This is a genomic window from Micromonospora sp. U21 (assembly GCF_018070045.1).
Classification (GTDB): domain Bacteria; phylum Actinomycetota; class Actinomycetes; order Mycobacteriales; family Micromonosporaceae; genus Micromonospora.
Map to the genome: position 1 here is coordinate 245,416 of NZ_JAGPYK010000005.1, position 15,066 is coordinate 260,481.

Here is a 15,066-nt window from a genome sequence, read left to right on the forward strand (position 1 = left end):
CCGGGACGGTTTCCCCCAGTCCCCCTAACGTAGGAGGTTGCGCAGACCCTAATGCAGCGGGGCAGGATGCGGGCCGAGCCCCGATGTCCGGGATCGCCCCCGCGCAATAACGTCACTGTCGACGAACGACGGTCGCTGATGCCACATCCGAGGAGAACCGGCACATGGACTCGAACCAGACCCTCCACGACTTCGTGCTCGATCTGCTGACCAACCCCGATGCGCGGTCGGCGTTCGACCTCGACCCGGAGGGTGCGCTGAACGCCGCGGGGCTCACCGACATCACCGCCGCCGACGTGCAGGACGTGGTTCCGCTGGTGGTCGACTACGCCCCGGGTCAGGGCCTCGCGCCGCTGGCCCCGGTCGGGCAGCTCGGGTTCGACCCGCTGGTGACCGACGCCACCGACGTGGTCGGTCAGCTCCAGAGCGTGGCGCAGCAGATCAGCATCACCAGCGCTCCCAGCGGCCTGGACGTCAAGGCCGGTGTGCTGGGTGCCATCGCGGTCGACCCGGCGACGGTCGCCGCTGGCGTCACCGTGCTGCCAGGGATCGGCCTGGGTGTCGGTCCGAACGGCCTCGACACGGACCTGACCGGCGTGTCCGACGTGGCGCACACCCTCGACGCCGACGTGGTGGAGCCGGTGGACGGCATCGTGGACCCGGTTGTCGGTGACGTCACCGGCACGGTGGGCAACCCGACCGGCCTGATCGGCACCGCCGACCCGGGTCTGCTCGGTGGCGACCTGCTCGGCGGCGACCTGACCGGTGGTGTCCTCTCCGGCACCGAGGGTCAGCTCGGCGGTGTCGTCGGCTCTCTCGGTGTCGACGACACCCTGGGCGGACTGGGCCTGGGCGACGGTGGCGGCGTCGTCGGCGGCGTGGTCCCGCCGCTCGACGTGCCGTCCGTGGTGGGCGGCGTGACGCACCAGGTGGACGGGCTCGTCCCCGGTGTCACCGGCACGGTCGGTGACGTGACCGGCGGCGTCACCGATGGCGTGACCGGCGACCTGCTCGACGGCGGGCACTCCTCGTCCGACAACGGACTGCTGGGCATCACCGGCGGTCTGCTCTGACGGGGATTCCCGGTAGGAGCGGGAGGCCGGATCGCCGTGGGCGATCCGGCCCTCTCCGGTTCCACATCCGGTCCCTCTTGATAATTGAGCCGAAATCCGCACACTTGGTGCGGTGATGGTGGGGATCTGGTTGGACGTGCTGGACGAGATCGCCCGCACGTGCAACGCACACGGCCGAGGTGACCTGCTCCAGACGGTGCGGCAGAAGCGTGCCCAACTGCTGGACCCGAAGCTTCGCGTCCTGGTCATCGGGGAGCCGAACCAGGGCAAGAGCCAGCTGATCAACGCGATCATCAACGCGCCGGCCTGCCCGGTCGGCGACGGCCGCACCACAGTTCTACCGACCGTGGTGCAGCACGCCGACGTCGCGTCCGCCGCCGTGGTCCAGGCGCCGCCACCGGCACCGGCCCGGCCCGCCGGCGCCGCGCCCGCGGCGATCGTCGAGCGGTCTCCGGTGGCGCTCAACCAGGTCGCGGCGGGGGTGGCCGGCACGATGGGGCGCCGGCCGGGTGGTGGCCCGGCGTACGTCGAGATCGGGCTGCCCCGCGCCCTGCTCGGTGCCGGACTGGTGCTGGTGGACACTCCCGGCACCGACCAGATCGCCGTGCTCGGCGGCAGTGCCCCGGTCGCCGCTCCCACCCGTGCGGACACCGTGCTGCTGGTCTCCGACTCCACTCGGGAACTCTCGGTCACCGAGTTGAACATGTTGCTGCACGTCATGCGCTCGCATCCGAACGTGGTCGTGGTGCAGAGCAAGACGGATCTCGTGGCGGACTGGCGCGCGGTCGTCGAGCGCAACCGACAGCACCTGGCCGACGCCGGCGTCCCGGCGCCCGTGATCCCGGTCTCGGCGGCGCTGCGGCTGCGCGCTGCCGCGGCCAACGACCGTGGCCTCAACGCCGAGTCGGGCTTCCCCGCGCTGATCGCCCGGTTGCAGCGGGACCTTTCCGGCAAGGCCGATCAGCTGGCCCGGGCCTCGGTGCAGGGGGTGGCCCGGACGGTGGTGGAGCAGTTGGCCGCGCCGTTGCGCGCCGAGCTGGCGACCCAGGAGGCCGAGGAGCAGTCCGGGCCGATCTCCCGGCTGCACGCGGCCCAGCGTGAGGTCGACGAGCTGCGCCGCTGCTCCACCCGGTGGCAGAACACCCTCGCAGACGAGATGGCCGACCTGCTCTCGGACATCGAGTACGACCTGCGCGACCGGACCCGGCAGATCCTGCGCACGGTGGACGAGGCGTTCGACACGGCCGATCCGCTGGTCGCGTGGGACACCTTCCAGGACTGGCTGGAGCGGAGCCTGGTGGAGGCGGCGGAGGCGAACCACGAGTGGCTGATCCAGCGCTGCGACTGGATCGCCCGCCGGGTGGCCGCCAACTTCGCCCGGTACGGCTACGACGTGTTGCCGCCCTGGTCGATGACGATGCCGGAGGATATCGGTGGCCGGCTGCCCGAGCTGGAACGGCCGAGGATCGACAAGTTCACCACCGGTCAGAAGCTGTTCACCGGCATGAAGGGCTCGTACGGCGGCATGCTGATGTTCGGTCTGGCGACGACGTTGGCCGGGATGCCGATGATCAATCCGGTCTCGGTCGGCATCGGCGCGCTCTTCGGCGGCAAGAGCATCCGCGACGAGAGCAAGCAGTTGCTGCGCCGCCGACAGGCGACCGTTAAGACGGCGATCCAGCGGCATGTCGACGACTTCTTCGTCCGGATGATCAGGGACTGCCGGGACGCCGGCCGGCAGGTGCAGCGGATGCTGCGGGACCACTTCACGGGGCTGACCGAGGAGCTCCAGGAGGCCATCGTCCAGTCGTTCCGCAGCGCGAAGCAGGAGGCCGACACCGATGCCGCCCTGCGTGACCAGCGGCAGCGTGAGATCCGGCTGAAGATGACCCGGTTGGCCGCGCTCTACGAGCAGGCTCAGCAGTTGAGCGGTACCCGTGCGGCTCCGGTGCTGCTGGAGCCTCGGGCGTGACCGTCGGGCTGCGGTTGGACGAGGCCGCGTGGGGGTTACTGCACCAGGCCATCGACCTCTACCAGGACAACCCCCGGGCCGTCGGACAGTTGCGGCATCAGGTGGCCCGGTTGGAGCAACCGCTGCGGATCGCGGTCGCGGGCCCCTGGCGTGCCGGCAAGTCGACGGTGCTGAACGCGCTGATGGGAGAGGAGGTCGCGCCGGTCGAGGGAGCCGACGGCGTCTTCACCTGGTACGAGGACGGCGCCCAGCCGCGCGCCACCGCCTACCCGGCCGGCCAGCCTCCGCAGGAGCTGACGGTGGTCAAGTCGGCGACCGGGATGCGGGTGGATCTCGGCTGGGGGGCGGGGGAGGTGCGCGACATCGTGGTGCAGTGGCCGACGCGGGCGCTGCGCCAGGTGACCCTGATCGACACTCCGGCGGTCACCGGCGCCGGCGAGCAGGGTCGCGTGCCGGTGATGGACCGGGTGCTGCGGGACGCGGACGCGGTGTTGTACCTGACTCGCGATGGTCGCGACAGCGATCTGCGGGTGTTGGAGTCCGGCCGGGAGAGTGCGGTCGGGCAGGCCGCTCCGGTGAATGTGATCATGGTGTTGTCCCGGGCGGACGAGACCGGTGGTGGCCGGATCGACGGGCTGCTCACCGCCCGCCAGCTGGCCCGGCGCCACCATCGGGATCCGCGGGTCAGCGCGCTCTGCGTGAACGTGGTGGCGTGTAGCGGGGCGATCGGTCTGGCGGGTCGGATGCTCAGCGAGTCGGACTTCGCCGCGTTCGCGACGCTGGCCCGGGTCTCCCGGGCGGAGCTGGAGGCGCATTTGCTCTCCGCCGACCGCTTCCTCCGTGGCGAGCTGCCGGTACGGCTGGACCCCGAGGTGCGCGCGGCACTGCTGGACCGGTTCGGGCTCTTCGGGATCCGACTGGCGGCCACCCTGGTCCGTACCGGCTTCGACAGCCGGGTGAAGTTGTCCGCCGAGCTCATCCGCCGTAGCGGTCTCACCGAGCTGCGCGAGTCGATGACCCGCTGCTTCATCGATCGCCGCGACACGTTGAAGGCCCGGTCGGCGTTGGCCGCTGTGGAGGCCCTGGTGCGAGCCGAGCCCGTGCGGGGTGCCGACGAGCTGGTCGGCGCGGTCGAGCAGATCCTCGCTGGTGCGCACGAGTTCCGGGAGCTCCGGCTGCTGGTGGCGCTGCGCAACAGCCGGCTCGGGTTCGACGCCGAGCTGGTCGCCGAGGCGCAGCGTCTGATCGGTGGCGACGGGGTCGGGTTGGCGGCCCGACTCGGCGTCGAGCACGAGGCGACCGTGCAGCGGCTCTGGGAGGTCGCCGCCGATGCGCAGTGGCGATGGCGGGACCGGGCCGAGGACCCACTGCTCCCACTGGCTCAGCGGCGCGGCGCGCAGGTCGTCGTCCGCAGCTGCGAGGGGATGCTCGCCGAGCTGGCCGCCGGCGGTCGGTGAGATCCGGCGGCGGCACTGCCGGTCTACCGAAACGCTTTCGCAAGCTTTTCAGGAAGGCCGGCAGTCGCTTGCGGGCTCAGGCGCCCGGCAGGCCAGGTGCCCCGTCTGCCTACGTAGGACGGTAAGGGAGCCAGCGAAAGCGGCTCAGGTTTTACCCGCCTGACATCTTGCCGAAACCGTTTTCGTGCGCGACGCTAGCGGCGGAAAGTGACATCCACCACCCGGTCGCGGCGGCAACGACGTGCTGCACGAGCCGCGCCGGATCCGGCGGGAGGCGGGGGCGCGATGAGGACGTTGCAATCTCGCGACATGCCGGACGGTCGCCAGTGGACCGATGCGCACGGCTGCCGACACGATCCGCCGGCCCTGCCTGGCGGCCACCGCGGGCGGTCGCGGTGGCCGGTGGCATCGCTCCGGCATAGCGGTTCCAGCCCACCCCGGCGATACGAACGAACCACGGACCCGGACTGATCCTCGCTCGCAGGACCCGCGTACCGGCTCCTCCGAACGATGAACCCTAGGAGACGAACCATGATGAGAACCTTGGGCAGGCGCACTGCCCTGCGTTCATTGGCAGGAGTCCTCGTGGCGGCGCTGACCGTGGGCGTGGCCGCGTGCGGCAGTGACGACGGCGGCACGAGCGCGGCCGAGGCCGGGCCGAACGGCGTCGACGACGGCAGCGAGCTCACCATGTGGACCCGCGCGCCGCTGGAGAAGCAGGCGAAGCTCCTCGTCGACGCGTACAACGCCGGCCACCAGAACAAGGTCAAGCTGACCGTCGTACCCAACGACGACTATGTCGCGAAGGTCGGTGCGGCGGCCGGCTCGGACGGGCTTCCCGACCTCTTCGCCGCGGACATCGTCTACGTGCCGAACTGGGTGAAGCAGGGCCTCTTCCAGGATCTCAGCACCAACATCGACGGCCTCAGCTTCAAGGACTCCATCAACAAGGGCCACCTCTCGGCCGGCACGGTGGAGGGCAAGAAGCACGTCCTGCCCTTCGTGCTGGACCTGTCGATGCTGTTCTGGAACAAGCAGCTGTTCAAGGAGGCCGGGCTGGACCCGGAGAAGGCCCCGGCGACGCTCGAGGAGTACGCCGCCGCCGCCAAGGCGGTCCAGGCAACCAAGAAGAACGGCGTCTACGGCACGGCGACCGGTCTGAGCTGCGGCGGCTGCCTGGTCTTCACCTGGTTCCCGTCGGTCTGGGCCGGCGGCGGGGAGGTGCTGAGCGAGGACGGCACCGAGTCCAAGCTCGCCGACGACACCGCCCAGAAGGTCTACAGCACCTGGAACGACCTGTGGAAGTCCGGTGCCGTTCTGCCCGCCTCGGAGGGTGAGACGGGTCCGACCTGGACCGCCCCGTTCACCGAGGGCAAGGTCGGTCTGATGCTCTACCCGGCGACGCTGCTCTCCTCCACCCCGTTCGACGTCGGTGTGGCCCCGATCCCCGGCCCCAACGGCGGTGGCTCCACCTTCGTCGGCGGGGACGGCCTCGGCGTGTCGAAGGACTCGAAGAAGGCGGCTCAGGCCTGGAACTTCCTCAGCTGGATGATGTCCGAGGAAGCCCAGGTCGAGGTGCTGGCGAAGAACAAGGACGTGGTGTCCCGCGCCGACCTCGCGAACAACAGGTACGCCGCCGAGGACCCGCGGCTGGTCACCATCAACGAGGCCGCCGGAAAGGGCGACACCCCCGTCGCGCTGAACTTCCAGCAGGCGTTCAACGCGCCGAACAGCCCCTGGCTGACCCTCGTCCGCAATCGGGTGCTGAACGGCAGCGGCGACCTGCAGAAGGACAACGGCGAGATCACCGCCGTGCTCAAGCAGTAGGTGCGCACGCGGGCGTGTGCCGACCGATGGCTCCCCGGGCCGGCACACGCCCCACGGCGGGACACGACCCGTCAGCGACCGCCCCCGGCCGACCGATCGAGAGGTTCCCATGAGAGTCACCGCACCGTCTCGCCCGCCCAGTGCGGCGATGCGGGACCGTGCCCGTACACGGGGCCGTCAGGCCCTGCTGGGCTGGCTCTACGCGACACCGACCGCGGTGTTCGTCGTGGCGCTGTTCGCCGTGCCGCTGCTGCTCGTCATCAGGATGTCGGTGTCGAGGTGGCCACTGCTCTCCGGCGACCAGGGAGTCAACGCTCCCGACAACTTCGTCAAGGCGGTCAACCACCGGTTCTTCACCGACTCGGTGGTGTTCACCCTCAAGTACACCGCGCTCGCGACCGTGCTGCTCCTGGCCCTCGGCCTGGGGCTGGCCCTGCTCGTGCAGGAGTCGAGCCGGTGGAACAACCTGCTCCGCGCGTCGTTTCTGATTCCCAGTGCCCTCGGGCTGGCGTCGGCGTCCCTGTTGTTCTACGTCCTCTATTCGCCGTACGCGAGCCCACTGGCGCCGGTGATGGATCGTCTCGGCGTCACCTTCCTCGGTTCACCGACCGCGGCGCTCATCTCGACGACCTTCCTCATCGTGTGGCGCTACGCCGGCTTCTATATGGTGCTCATGCTGGTCGGCCTGCAGGGCATACCGGCGGACGTCTACGAGGCCGCCCGCGCGGACGGCGCCAGCCGGTGGCAGACCTTCCGGAAGATCACCCTGCCGCTGCTGCGCCCGACCCTGGCACTGACGACCGTGCTCTGCGTGACCGGTTCCCTGCTCGCCTTCGAGCAGTTCTACATCCTGACCAAGGGCGGTCCGGACAACAGCACGATCACCGTCGTCCAGCTCATCTACATGGTGGCGTTCCAAGGTCAGAACGACCTCGGTGTGGCGGCGGCCCTCTCCGTCATCGTGCTGCTGGCCCTGGTCCTCATCAACGCGCTGCAACTGCGCGCCTTCCGGTCCGAGGAGAACTGACGCCGATGGTCGCCGTATCCCGTTCCCGCACCGGTCGCGGCGGGCCTCCGCCATCCGCCGCGGCGCCAGGTCGCCCCACCGGTCCCAAGGGCGTCACCATCGCCGGCATCGCCCTGCGCACACCGTACTGGGTGCTCTCCGGCTCGGTGGGATTGATCTTCCTGGCTCCGCTCCTCTGGACGGCCGTCGCCTCGGTGGGCCCGCGGGCCGGCACCAACCAGGTGGACGGCTGGGGCTTCGGCAACTACGAAACGTTGGCGAACTATCAGGCCGGCATCTGGCGCTACTTCGCGAACACGGCCTTCGTCGCCCTGCTCGCGGTCGCCCTGACGCTGCTGATCTCCCTCCTCGGTGGTTACGCGTTCGCCCGGTTCCGCTTTCCCGGCAAGAACATCCTGTTCCTGGTCACGCTCGCCATCCTGATGGTCCCGTACGCGACGTTGCTGATCCCGCTCTACGTGCTGCTCAACCAGGTGGGGCTGGAGAACTCTCTCGTCGGCGTGGCCCTCGTGCTCACGATGTTCCAGCTGCCGTTCTCCACATTCCTGATGCGCATCTCCTTCGAGGCGGTGCCGCGGGAACTGGACGAGGCCGCGATGGTCGACGGGTGCTCGACGTTCAGCGCTCTGTGGCGGGTGCTGTTGCCCGCGGTGAAGCCGGGCCTGATCACCGTTGGGCTGTTCGCGTTCCTCACCGCGTGGAACGACTTCATGGCGCCGCTGATCCTCATCAACGACAGCGAGCGCATGACCCTTCCGCTCGCTGTGTCCAATCTGCGGGGCCAGGTCCAGGGTGTCGTCGACTACGGAGCGACCGAAGCGGGCGTCGTCGTTCTCGCCCTTCCGTGCATCGTCCTGTTCCTGCTGCTCCAACGACACTACGTGCGCGGCTTCATGTCCGGCGCGATGAAGGGATGACCATGAGCGGCACCGTACCTACGGCCGCCCCTGTCCTGCCGATCCGTGGCCGACTCCGGCCGCTCGGCCTGGACCAGGTCCGGATCACGGGCGGATTCTGGGCCGAGCGTCAATCGATCAACGCCGCCGCGACCCTTCCGCACATCGAGCACTGGCTCGAGCGTGCGGGCTGGATCGGCAACTTCGACCTCGCCGTCCAGGGTGACCTGTCGCGCGAACGCCGTGGACGCGAGTTCTCCGACTCGGAGATCTACAAGTTCCTCGAGGCGATGGCGTGGGAGATCGGCCGGAGCGGCGATGCCGAGCTGGAGTCGAGGTTTCGCGCCATCGTGCGACGGGTGGCCGCGGCGCAGGAGGCCGACGGCTACCTCAACACCAGGTTCGGTCGCGCAGGGCAGGCGCCCCGGTGGTCCGACCTCGAATGGGGTCATGAGCTTTACTGCGTCGGTCATCTCCTGCAAGCCGCGGTCGCCCGCGCCCGAACGCGTCCGGGTGCGGACGACGGGTTGTTCGAGGTCGCCCGCCGTGCCGCCGACAACGTGTGCGAGACGTTCGGGCCGGACGGCATCGACGGCCTCTGCGGGCATCCGGAGATCGAGACTGCGCTGGTGGAGTTCGCCCGGGTCACCGGTGATGACCGCTACCTGACCCAGGCCGCCCTCTTCGTCGACCGGCGGGGTCACGGGCGGCTCGGTGATGTGGAATTCGGTAGGGAGTACTTCCAGGACGAACGTCCCGTCCGGGAGGCGACGGTCCTGCGGGGGCACGCGGTACGGGCGAACTACCTCGCCGCCGGCGCGGCCGACGTGGCCGTCGAACTGAAGGACGCCAGCCTGCTGGACGCGGTACGCACCCAGTGGAGCAACGGGGTGGCCCGCCGCACGTACGTCACCGGCGGGCAGGGCTCCCGGCACCAGGACGAGGCGTTCGGCGAGGACTGGGTGCTGCCTCCCGACCGTGCCTACTCCGAGACCTGCGCCGGTGTCGGTTCGGTGATGCTCGCGTGGCGGCTGCTGCTCGCCGACGGCGACCCCCGGTACGCCGACCTCATCGAGCGCACCTTGTTCAATGTGGTGTCGACCTCGCCGTCGGCCGACGGGCGGAGCTTCTTCTACACCAACACCCTGCACCGCCGCGAACTCGGCACTCTCCCCGACGCCGACCGGCCCAGCCTTCGCGCGGCGGCCTCGCTGAGGGCGCCCTGGTTCGAGGTCTCCTGCTGCCCGACCAACGTCGCCCGCACCCTGGCCAGCCTGTCGGCCTACGTCGCGACGTCCGATGACGAGGGCCTCCAACTTCACCAGTACCTGCCCGGCACCGTCGAGCACCGCTTGGCGGACGGGCGTGACCGGTGCGTGAGCATCGCGACCGACTACCCCCACGGCGAGCAGGTCCGGGTACGGATCGAGAGCGACGACGACGGCCCCTGGGCGCTGTCGTTGCGAGTGCCCGGTTGGGCGGCACAGGGTGCCACGCTGACCATCGACGGAGACACCCGGTCGGTCGGTCCGGGCTTCGTCACCGAGAGCCGGACGTGGCGACGGGGGGACGAGGTCGTTCTGTCCCTGCCGATGGCGCCCCGGTTCACCTACCCGGACGCCCGCATCGACACGGTCCGTGGCTGCGTCGCGGTGGAGCACGGCCCCCTCGTGCTCGCCCTGGAGTCCGTGGACGTGCCCGGCGTCGAGACGGTCGACGAGCTGCGCGTCGACACCAGCCAACCGCCCCGCCTCGTCGATGGCCGCGTCGCCGTGCGCTGCCGGCGCGTCCGTCCGCGCGACCACGACTGGCCCTACCGGGACGACGCGGTCGAGCCGGCGCCGGTGGTCGGCGAGGACCTCGACGAGGTGGCGCTGGTGGAGTACCACGACTGGGCCAACCGAGGGCCCTCGACCATGCGCGTCTGGCTCCCGACAGCCCGCTGACCACATGTCACGGGCTGCGGGGCCCACTGATGTTAGCGCTAACGCACCTCCCGTTCAGCCGCACCGACGTCAAGGAGGAAACGACATGATCCATAGACGAATGAGGCGGGTGCCCCTCTGGGCCGCCCTGGCCGCGCTGGTGGTGGGAGGGGCGGTCGGCGTACCGTCCCCGGCCCACGCCGACAGCCCGATCCTGCCGGGCAACGAGGGTGACGTCGGTGTCTACACCAACGGGCAGAACCACGCCATGGAGATCGGCGACCCGACCTACAGCAACGTCGGTGACGTCGCCAACCAGCTCAAGCCCGGTGTGCCGTTCACCGCGGGGAACATGCACCAGTCGATCTTCGAGAAGGATCTGGCCGCAGGCGGCACGGACTACTACCTCGACCGCGTTCTGGGCGTCCCCGGAACGCTTGGGTCGGCGGTGCTGATGACCCGCGGCCGCTCCCTCTACATGCGCGGCGCGAGCAACAACAACTTCACCACCATGGGCTTCGCCGGCAGCGCCTACGTCGGCGGCCCCAACAACCTCGGCAACCTGTACACCGTCACGGTGCCCGGGCAGACCGTCACCGAGGTCAACGCCAACCGGTTCAACGCGCCCAGCCACGCGAAGAGCCGGTACACGATCGGGACCACCGGCGTCACCGCGAACCAGACCAAGTTCATCACCGAGGACAACGTCGCCGTCACCGCCCTCGACTTCGACAACCCCGGCGACGCACCGGCCACCTTCACCGTCCGCGCCGCCTCACCGCTGGCCACCCAGGCAGGGCCGGGCACCGCCACGCTGACCGGCACGCGCACCATCACCAGCGGCGCCAACAACGGGCTCATCGACACCGCGTGGGACTCGATCAAGGTCGACGTGACCGGTGCCGGCTTCAGTCGTACCGGAGCCAACCTGGACCGCGAGATCACCGTGCCGGCCGGCGGCTCGGTGTCGTTGTCGGTGGTCGGCGCCGTCTCCTCGGCCACGCTGACCAACACGGTCAAGAGCTACCAGGAGTACGCCGAGATGTCGCCGGCCACGGCCGTGCGTACCGGCATCACCGCCTTCAACCGTCGCTGGGCGCAGGACGTGCCCTACATCGACGTGCCCGACCCGGCGCTGGAGAAGGCCATCGTCTACCGCTGGTGGGGCGAGCGGTACAACACCCTCGACGCCAACGCGCCCGGCCACGTCTACCAGTACCCCACGACGATCGAGGGGGTGAACCTCTACCAGAACGCCGTCGCGCTGACCCAGCCGATGCACCTGCAGGACACGAAGTGGCTGCGCACGCCCTACCTGCCGTACGGCCAGGTGCTCAACATCGGGGAGCTGTCGGGTTCCTCGGCCTTCCTGGACAGCCCGGGGCACACGAGCTGGAACAACCACTACTCGCAGTACCTCGGCACCGCCGGGCTCGAGGCCTACAACGTGCACGGCGGCGGCAAGGAGATCGCCCGGAAGTTCGCCCGCTACTTCGAGGGCGACGGCGTCGGTCAGCTCGAGCACTACGACGGCAACGACGACAAGCTCATCGCCTACGACACCAACTACATGCCGGGCAACGACGCCGACGCGATCACCTTCGGCTACCCGAAGACCAACGCCGGCGCACCCGGCGCGCGCACCATCGAGCGCCCCGAGTCGGCGTACGTGTGGGGCGCGTTCGACGCCGCCCGCCAGCTCTACCAGCTCGCCGGCGCCGATCAGGGCAAGGTCGATGAGATGGCCGGCGGCGCCGACGCCATCCGCGCGGCGATCCTCGATCGGCTGTGGAGCCCCGACATGCGGATGTTCCTCGCCGGCACGTCGCACGGCGCCACCAGCGCGGCCAGCGCCAACGGCCGGCCCAACCCGCTGCCCGAGTCGGCCCGCGACCTGATCCCGGCCCGGGAGTCGAACCTCTACGACGTCTACGCCGAGAACCTCATCCCGTTCGACCAGTGGCAGAACTACGTCGACGGCTACCGCTTCCTGACCTACGGCGACAACTTCCCGATCTTCCCGTTCTACACCGCGAACCAGTACGACCGCACCGCGTACGGGATCGGTGGCTCCAACAACTTCTCCAACATCAACTTCACCGTGCAGTACCGCGGTGTCCGCTCGGCCCTGCGCCACTACGACCCGGAGCAGAAGTACATAACCCCGGCGTACGCGAAGCGGCTGTTGGACTGGATGGCCTGGAGCATCTACCCGAACGCGGACCTGCGCGCCCCGAACCAGGCGGAGTACTACTCCAACTGGAACCCGACCGCGAAGACCTACAACCGCAACAACCCGAACCACGTGATGCTCGGCAACATGAACTACATCTTCGTCGAGGACATGGCCGGGCTCCAGCCACGCTCCGACGACAAGATCGAGCTGTCGCCCATCGCGTTCGGATACGACCACTTCATGGCCAACAACCTGCGCTACCACGGGCAGGACGTCACCATCGTCTGGGACCCGGACGGCAGTAACTACGGCCTGGGCGCCGGCTACAGCCTGTTCCTGAACGGCGAGAAGAAGGTCAGCACCGACAAGCTCGGCAAGCTCACCTACGACCCGCGCACCAACCAGGTCCAGGCCGAGGCCGGCCTGAGCGTCACGTTCACCGCGACGACCGGGGCCAACGTCCCGAGCGCGGTGGACACCCCGATCGAGGACACCCGCGTCGTCGAGTACCTGAAGACGGCCGGCATCGACCTCACCGAGGACGCGCCGAACCTGGCGGCGGGCGCCAACCTCAGCTCGTCGTACACCCAGCAGGGCGTGCGGCCCACGCCGTGGCGGCAGTTCCACACGCCCGGCTGGAGCGCCACCTCAATGAACCACACGCCCGGCGCCATCAAGGAGACCGAGCGGCCGGTGTCGCTCGCGGCCGTGACCGACGGCGTCACCGCCAACGAGCCGTACTGGGGCAACTACGGCACGACCGACAAGAACGGTTACATCGAGCTGGACCTCGGCTCGGCCAAATCCTTCGACAACGTGCAGGTGTACGCGGTCAGCGACCGCCAGGCCGGTGGCTACCGCGAACCCGCTCGGTGGTGGGTGCAGGTGCCTGACGGCGACGGCGGCTGGAAGGAGGTACCGGGCCAGTTCAAGAACCCGACCGTCCCGTCGGCGAAGTTCAACGAGGCGCTGTTCGACACCGTGACGTCGAACAAGCTGCGCATCGCCTTCACCAACAACCCGACCTTCTACACGGCGATCTCCGAGATCCAGGTGTTCGACTCGGGACGTGACGTACCGGAGGTCTCCAACCAGGCGCCCGTGGTCACCGCCGCGCGCGACGGCTCGGCGGACGGCAACCTGTCCACCATGCTGGTCGGCACGGTGTCCGACGACGGCATCCCCTACGACAGCGAGCTCACCTTCGGCTGGGAGACCGTCTCGGCTCCGCCCGGAGCGGGCGTCATCTTCTCCGATGCGAAGGCACTGACGACCCGGGTGACCGGCACGGTCGAGGGTGACTACGTGTTCCGGCTCTTCGCCAACGATGGCGAGAAGCGGTCGGAGGCGACCGTGGCGGTGACCCTCGCGAAGCGGGAGGTGGTCGCCGAGTTCGGCTCCTCCGCGACGATCAGCACCAGCGGCACCGCGTCGTGGGAGAACCACCAGCGGGTCAAGGAGAGCACCACCCCGAACAGCTCGAACCCGGGGGCCGGAAACGGCTGGGGCAACTGGGGCCAGCCGCAGAACGGCACCAGCCCGGAGCGGGAGGCGTGGATCCAGTACCGGTGGACCGCACCGGTGCGGCTGTCGTCGACCGACATCTACTGGTACGACGACAACGGTGGCACCCGCCGGCCCACGGGCACGACGTACGCGATCGAGACCTCCGCGGACGGCACCACCTGGACGCCGGTCACCCTCACCGGTGATTCGACGTACGCCGACGGGCTCGCCACCAACGCCTACAACCACTTCGACTTCCAACCCGTCACGACCAGCTATCTGCGCATCCGCATCTGGGGCCTGATGGGCAGCGGCGCGGGTACCGGTGTGCTGCGTTGGCGCGCCAACGGCGAGACCGTTGACTCGGTGCGTTCTCCGGTGCTCATCCGGACCGCCGTGGGCGATGTGCCCGCCCTGCCGAGCACGCTCGACGCGGTCTACGCCAGCGGCGCTCGCGGCACCGTCGCGTTCAACTGGCAGGAGATCACGCCGGCTATGGTCGCCGAGACCAACGTCGAACCATTCGTGGTCTACGGCACGAACGACGCGTACGGCCTGATCGCCGAGGCGCGCGTCTACGTGCGGCCCGAGACGGCCCCGGGCGGCATCTCGATCCAGGGCGCCGAGACGTTCGAGCGGTCCGTCGACGTGGGCGAGCTTCCCCACCTGCCGAGCAAGGTGGAGGTCTCCTACAACGACGGCTCTCGGGACAACCAGGCCATCGGTGTCAACTGGGAGTTCGACGAGGACATCGTCGACACCCCCGGTCGCTACACGATCATCGGCAACCTGATCCTGCCGGACTACGTCAGCGAGGCCGGCGCGACGCGGACCACGCTGACTCTCACCGTGGGTGACCCGCCGGAAACCCCGACGTGGGACGTCGAGGTGCAGGCGCGCACGCAGTGCATCGGCACCAACGCCTACGTCTCGGTCAACGCGCGCAACGCCGAGGACGTGCCGCTCACCATCGAGCTGGTCACGCCGTACGGGTCGCGCACGGTGTCCGGCGTCGCCCCGGGGAAGTCCGCGTACCAGGCGTTCACCACCCGAGCCAAGACGGTGCAGGCCGGAATCGCGACGGTGAAGGCCACCGGCAGCGTCGACGGCCAGCCGGTGACGGCGGAGTTCGAGGCGCCGTTCGGCGCGCTCAACTGCGGCTGACCCTTCGTGGTGGGGGCGCCGCACCGGCGCCGCCACCACCTCC

General features: G+C 69.5%; 8 protein-coding genes. All 8 read left to right on the top strand.

Annotated features, from left to right (window positions below):
• The first annotated feature begins 164 nt into the window (after positions 1-164).
• The 8 genes from KBX63_RS09195 to KBX63_RS09230 all read left to right on the top strand — a co-directional run bounded on the left by KBX63_RS09195 (position 165) and on the right by KBX63_RS09230 (position 15,023).
• A complete protein-coding gene (locus KBX63_RS09195) occupies positions 165-1,073 on the top strand; it encodes an IniB N-terminal domain-containing protein (RefSeq protein WP_210910554.1) in 909 nt (302 codons plus the stop codon).
• A 115-nt stretch (positions 1,074-1,188) separates the two neighbouring features.
• Entirely contained in the window at positions 1,189-3,045 is a 1,857-nt protein-coding gene (locus tag KBX63_RS09200) for a dynamin family protein (protein WP_210910635.1), read from the top strand.
• Positions 3,042-4,502, top strand: coding sequence for a GTP-binding protein (locus KBX63_RS09205; RefSeq protein WP_210910555.1), 1,461 nt, complete (start codon positions 3,042-3,044; stop codon positions 4,500-4,502). Before KBX63_RS09200 ends, KBX63_RS09205 begins: the two co-directional genes overlap by 4 nt.
• A 585-nt stretch (positions 4,503-5,087) precedes the next feature.
• Positions 5,088-6,329, top strand: coding sequence for a sugar ABC transporter substrate-binding protein (locus KBX63_RS09210; protein WP_307871654.1), 1,242 nt, complete (start codon positions 5,088-5,090; stop codon positions 6,327-6,329).
• A gap of 148 nt (positions 6,330-6,477) precedes the next feature.
• Positions 6,478-7,356, top strand: coding sequence for a carbohydrate ABC transporter permease (locus KBX63_RS09215; protein WP_247661973.1), 879 nt, complete (start codon positions 6,478-6,480; stop codon positions 7,354-7,356).
• A 5-nt stretch (positions 7,357-7,361) separates the two neighbouring features.
• Complete coding sequence (locus KBX63_RS09220) at positions 7,362-8,273, top strand: carbohydrate ABC transporter permease (RefSeq protein WP_247661974.1); 912 nt, start codon at positions 7,362-7,364, stop codon at positions 8,271-8,273.
• 2 nt (positions 8,274-8,275) lie between these two features.
• Positions 8,276-10,198 carry a glycoside hydrolase family 127 protein gene (locus tag KBX63_RS09225; protein ID WP_210910558.1) on the top strand — a complete coding sequence of 641 codons (1,923 nt, stop codon included), beginning with the start codon at positions 8,276-8,278 and terminating at the stop codon, positions 10,196-10,198.
• 85 nt (positions 10,199-10,283) lie between these two features.
• A complete protein-coding gene (locus KBX63_RS09230; RefSeq protein ID WP_247661975.1) occupies positions 10,284-15,023 on the top strand; it encodes an Ig-like domain-containing protein in 4,740 nt (1,579 codons plus the stop codon).
• The last annotated feature ends 43 nt before the right edge of the window (positions 15,024-15,066 follow it).